Source organism: Veillonella sp., assembly GCF_015058545.1.
Taxonomy (GTDB): domain Bacteria; phylum Bacillota; class Negativicutes; order Veillonellales; family Veillonellaceae; genus Veillonella_A.
Genome location: NZ_SVCB01000071.1, coordinates 1 through 5752 on the forward strand (window position 1 = coordinate 1; position 5752 = coordinate 5752).

The 5752-nt window shown below is 44.1% G+C and carries 5 protein-coding genes; all 5 read left to right on the top strand.

Going from position 1 to position 5752, the window contains the following annotated elements; all coding sequences use genetic code 11:
* Nucleotides 1–18: 18 nt before the first annotated feature.
* Nucleotides 19–801 (top strand): DUF116 domain-containing protein, encoded by a 783-nt coding sequence (locus E7204_RS04530; protein ID WP_021841796.1) that lies wholly within the window; start codon nt 19–21, stop codon nt 799–801.
* Nucleotides 794–2143, top strand: coding sequence for a 16S rRNA (cytosine(967)-C(5))-methyltransferase RsmB (gene rsmB, locus E7204_RS04535; RefSeq protein WP_295182030.1), 1350 nt, complete (start codon nt 794–796; stop codon nt 2141–2143). The genes E7204_RS04530 and rsmB overlap by 8 nt, the downstream gene beginning before the upstream one ends.
* 182 nt (nt 2144–2325) lie before the next feature.
* Complete coding sequence (rlmN, locus tag E7204_RS04540; protein WP_295182033.1) at nt 2326–3366, top strand: 23S rRNA (adenine(2503)-C(2))-methyltransferase RlmN; 1041 nt, start codon at nt 2326–2328, stop codon at nt 3364–3366.
* Between the two features lie 26 nt (nt 3367–3392).
* The gene (locus tag E7204_RS04545; protein ID WP_127058143.1) at nt 3393–4094 is read left to right on the top strand and encodes a Stp1/IreP family PP2C-type Ser/Thr phosphatase; all 702 of its coding nucleotides are present in this window, start codon (nt 3393–3395) and stop codon (nt 4092–4094) included.
* Nucleotides 4095–4109: 15 nt separating this feature from the next.
* Nucleotides 4110–5752: Stk1 family PASTA domain-containing Ser/Thr kinase (gene pknB, locus E7204_RS04550; protein ID WP_295182036.1), on the top strand; the 1643-nt coding region annotated here is incomplete at its 3' end.

Genomic DNA, 5752 nt, shown 5'->3' on the forward strand with positions numbered 1-5752 from the left:
AGGCAGGACTCATTTTCAATGCGTAATCAAGAACAGCAGGATCACCCCGTTTTGGGGCGTTATCCTTTATATTTTAAATTAACCTTCGCCGTGTTTGCCGGCATTACCCTTGTTTGGGCGGCCTTGGCATATTTGTTGTGGCCCGGCTTACATCGCTTAGGTTTACCTATTGCCTATGGGGTGGAAACACTCCTTGCCATATTCCCGCTATTATGCTGGATAATGTGGGGCAGTATGCTTTTAGCTTCAACGAATCACTGGCGGATTCATCCTATATGGCTCCGCATCAGCAATCGCTGGCTCTATGCATTTTTCCCTTTGGTCCTCCTGGCCGGTAAAGTGGTGGGAGCATCCAAGGATAAGGTGAGTCAGTCTTTGATTGATTTGATTAATCATTTGGTTGAGTTAAATTTGTACAAAGTACCGGCGGATCGCTTGCTTTTGTTAACACCTCATTGTTTGCAAAAAAGCGACTGTGTTCATAAAGTAACGACTGATGTACATAACTGTAAGCGTTGCGGTCGGTGTCAAGTTGGTACCTTACTGGATATTGCCGATACTTACGGTTGTAAGTTCGTGGTTGTAACCGGTGGTACCTTGGCGCGTTTGATGATTAAAAACATTCGGCCGAAAGCTATTGTTGCCATCGCCTGTGAACGGGATTTGGTAAGTGGCATGAATGATGTATTTCCGATTCCCGTAGTAGGTGTTCTGAATGAACGACCTTGCGGACCTTGCTGTAATACGCGGGTTGATACGGATCGAATTAAAGAAGTGGTGGAGAAATTAATCAATGGATAAAGGAACAGCACAAGTTAATATACGCCGTTTGGCGGTGCAAGCTTTATTGCAGATTAATCGCGACGGCGCCTATGCTAATATCGTACTTCAGCAGATGCTGGGCGATAATAAATTAAGTGATGTAGACCGTCGTTTTTTCACGGAACTCGTCTACGGCGTCGTACGACGTCGCAATTATTTAGATGCCATTATTATGGCACTCGCTAAACGTCCGTTACGCAAATTATCCTCTATTGTAGTGGAAATTTTGCGCTTAGGGCTCTATCAGCTTATTTACATGGATAAAGTACCGGACAGTGCCGCCGTCAATGAAAGTGTTAAACTGGCTAAAAAAATGGCTCGCGGCCTCGATGGCTTTGTGAACGGCGTGCTTCGTAATTTCATTCGCAATCGCGATAGTTACAGCATTGACGAACTTGCCAAAAATGATGTAGAGCGCATGGCGTTCATTTACAATCAGCCAACCTGGTTATTGGAACATTGGCTTAAGACGTATGGCGAAGAAGAAACTATTGGGCTTTGTACTTGGTTTAACGAACGACCGAAGTTGACGGCCCGCATCAATACTTTGAAAGCCTCTGTGGCTGACGGTATGGCGGCTTTTGAAAAAGCCGGTTGGCAGGCAGAATCTACCGGGAAATTGCCGGAAGCGGTCCATATTACACGTCATACAGGTTCACTGGAAAGTGCGCCCCTTGTAAAAGACGGTTTAATTACGTTTACCGATGAAGCGTCTATGGCGGTAGCTTATGTGGTAGATCCGCAGCCGGGTGAGAAAGTTCTGGATTGTTGTGCGGCACCGGGTGGTAAAACCATGCATTTAGCGGCGCGTATGGCCAATCAAGGTCATATTACGGCGGATGATATTCATGAGCATAAATTAGGGCTTATGGAGGCTAATGCGAAGCGTTTAGGTGTAACAATTGCAGATTTTAACTTGCAAGATGCTACCCAAATGCCGGAAACGTGGTATAATCAGTTTGACAGGGTACTGGTGGATGCACCCTGCTCGGGACTTGGTATTTTACAACGTAAACTTGACATGCGTTGGCACAAAACACCGGAGTCCTTGACGGAACTTCCTAAATTGCAAAAGCAGATTATTGCCGAGGCCGCTAAAACGGTAAAACCGGGTGGTGTCCTTGTGTATTCTACTTGTACGATTAACAAGGGGGAAAACGAAGCAGTAGCGGAGAATTTCCTGAAAACGCATGTTGATTTTACGTTAGAAGATGCGTCTTCGTTCTTGCCTTTTGAGGCTGAGGGACCGATGGTTACCTTATGGCCGCATCGTGATGAAATGGACGGATTCTTTATTGCACGACTTCGTAAAGCTTTATAAAAATTTTACGTGAAATTTATAGTTTTTAAAGGAGTTTAGTGGCTAAATAGCCAATATATATTAGATACGGGTATTTTGATTTGTATCTGAATACCGCTATTGACTTCTATCCATCCTGTAAATTATTAACATATGATTTTCAAAGTATTTGATTATGATTTTCATAGAATAAGGATATAACTATGATAGAACTATTGGGTAAGAACCTAACCGAGTTGCAGGCTGTTATAACAGAGGCAAAATTTCCTCGTTTCAGAGCCAAGCAAATAATGGATTACATATATAAACGCTACGTATTCGACTTTGCGGATATGCAACAATTACCGGGCGAGTTACGAGCGTGGCTTGGCGCCAATTGTGCTATCTCCGTGCCGAAAATCGTAACGGAGAAGATAACACCTGACGGCCAAACTAAGAAGCTATTGCTTGAATTGGCAGACGGTAATCGTGTGGAAACGGTATTGATGAAACAGCAGTACGGTAATTCCGTGTGTGTATCTTCACAAGTGGGGTGTGCCATGGGTTGTGTTTTCTGTGCATCGACTACCGACGGTTTGTATCGTAATTTAGAAACTCACGAAATTGTGGCGCAAGTCTTATTGTTCGGTGCCCTTTTAAAAGAACGGATTCATTCCATCGTTGTGATGGGCGCCGGTGAACCGCTTCAAAATTATACGAATACAATCAATGCACTTCGCCTTTTGCATGAAAAAGAAGCGTTTGATATCGGCTATCGTCGCATGACATTATCGACATGTGGCGTAGTAGAAAATATTTATCTCTTAGCCGATGAAGGTATTCCGATTACATTGGCATTGAGTCTTCACGCCCCGAATGATAAGATTCGACGTGAAATCATGCCGATTGGCGCACACTATAATTTAGCAGATGTGTTGGCGGCGGTTAAGACGTATTATGAAAAAACGGATCGCCGTGTAACCTTTGAATATATTTTAATTGACGGCATTAACTCATCTATTGAGAATGCTCACGAATTGGGAGCTTTGGTAAAATCCTTCCCAAATTGTAATGTCAATTTAATTCCGGTTAACGGAAATGAACATATTAAATTGTTTAAACCTTCGCGCCGTCAAACGGAAGCTTTTAGAAATATTGTGGCTTCCTACGGAGTATCCGTAACGGTTCGCAAAGAAATGGGCGATGCCATTCAAGCTGCTTGCGGTCAGTTGAAAATTCAACAGGCCAACAAAGAAAGCGAGTAATCGGTATCACAGGTAAAGGAGGCCCTATGAAGAGTATAGGCATGAGTAAAATCGGTTTGGTGCGTCAACGCAACGAAGACCGTTTTTACATTGGAGAATCCTTTTGTATTGTCACTGACGGTATGGGTGGCTATAAAGGCGGTGAAATTGCCAGCACTATGGTAGTTGACACACTGGCTTGCGATATACAGAATTGGCAGGAAGTTTCGGTTGAGGCATTGCGTCAGTCCGTAGCTAAAGCCAATACAGCTGTATATGAAAGAGTTAAAGCAACACCGTCCTTGGAGGGCATGGGCACAACTGCAGTTGTTGCTTATGTTAAGGATAGCGATTTATATTGGGCCAATGTAGGGGATAGCCGTCTATATGTATTTCATGAGGACCGACTTATTCAAATCAGTACAGATCACTCCATGGTTCAGGCGCTCTATGAAGCAGGTGAATTAAAGGCGGATGATATGTTGCAACATCCACAACGCAATGTGCTGACACGGGCAGTTGGTGTGTCGCCTGTTGTAGAAATTGATGCAGGCGTACAAAAAGTAGTGCCCGGCGATAGAATACTTTTATGCTCTGACGGTCTCACCGGTTATATTGAACAAGCCGTAATTGAAGCGGCCTTTCGGAATGAACCGAAAGATGAACGCTTGATTGAAGATTTAATGGACTTGGTATATGATCAAGGGGCTCGCGATAATGTAACCATAGTTATTGGTACTATAGGCTAAGAACGAGGTGAGAACATGAAAGAGAAGGCAACTAAATTACAAGGGTTAATCCTTGATAATCGCTATAAAATAATATCTAAGATTGGCGTTGGCGGCATGGCCGATGTTTTCAAAGGCGAAGACACGCTATTAGGTCGTCCCGTGGCTGTAAAAATATTACATTCAAACTTTGCCGGTGATGATGATTTCGTAGCCCGTTTTAAGCGCGAAGCACAAGCGGCCGGTAAATTAAGTCATCCCAATATCGTAAGCATGTATGATGTTGGTTTTGACCAAGGTTATCACTATATAGTGATGGAATATATTGAAGGGGAAACCTTAAAAGAATATATTACCCGTCATGAACGTATATCCATTGATAATGCGGTAAAATTTACCATTGCTATCGCTGAAGGACTCGAACACGCTCATGCAATGGGGATTGTGCATTGTGATATAAAACCTCATAATGTGCTGATTACTAAACAGGGGCGCATTAAGGTAACCGACTTCGGCATTGCTCGCGCCATGAATGCCGGTACTACCATGATGTATACGAACTCTATTATGGGGTCCGCTCATTATTTGTCGCCGGAACAAGCCAGCGGTAAACCGGTTAACGGCAGTACCGATATTTATTCTTTGGGCGCTGTGCTGTATGAAATGTTAACCGGCCGTGTTCCTTATGAAGGGGAAACGCCAATAAGCGTGGCTTTAAAACATGTACGGGAGCGTTTAATCCCGCCGACTCGTTATAATCCGAGTATTCCGACTTTGTTGGAAGCGGCGGTCATTAAGGCCTTAGCGAAACGACCGGAAGACCGGTTTAGCAATATTACGGAAATGATAGCCGCGTTACGTATGTCACAAGGCTTTGTGAACAGTAACAGCGGCCGACGGGCACCTCATGATTTTGGCACCCAGGTGTTGACACCGGTACCGGAAACATCCTATGGTGAAACCGATGATGACGATGAAGTATATTATGGCGGTGAACCGACGCAAGAAGGTTGGATGGCTAAACTGAGCCGCTTGCCGCAGAAATATATTTTATTGGGTGCGTTTATCGTCTTCTTATTAGCTTTCGTGTGGGCCTTCTTAAGCTTTGGTAACTTCTGGAGTAATGCCACTGTAGATGTACCGAATGTGGTAGGCAAACAAGTAACGGTAGCTAAACATATTCTGGAAGATAATCATTTGCGTGTTTCGGTAAGTGAAGTATCTAATCCGGATGTACCGGCAGGTCAGGTTATTTCACAGAGCCCGGAAGCGAATGAACAGGTTAAGGAACAACGTACGGTTCATCTCGTTGTAAGTAAGGGCGTTGGCGATATTACGATGCCTGACATTACGGGTATGACAATCGACCAGGCTCGTTCACGACTCAAGAACTTAGGCCTCGTAATCGGCAAGATTTCCGCAGGTACTGATGACAGTAAAGAAGATGGTGTTATTTTGATGCAATCACCTCCGGGAGATTCCAAAGTAACTAAAGGCGCTACCGTAGACGTAACGGTAAACCGTGTGAAGAGTAAAAAAGTAGAATTACCTAATTTAGTAGGTATGACTGTTAAAGATGCCAAAGACGCATTAGCTTCCTTAGGTCTTAATGCAGCAATTAGCGGCGCCGGTGATGACACCGCGGTAATTACGCAGCAAAGTCCGGAAGCGGGAAGCTC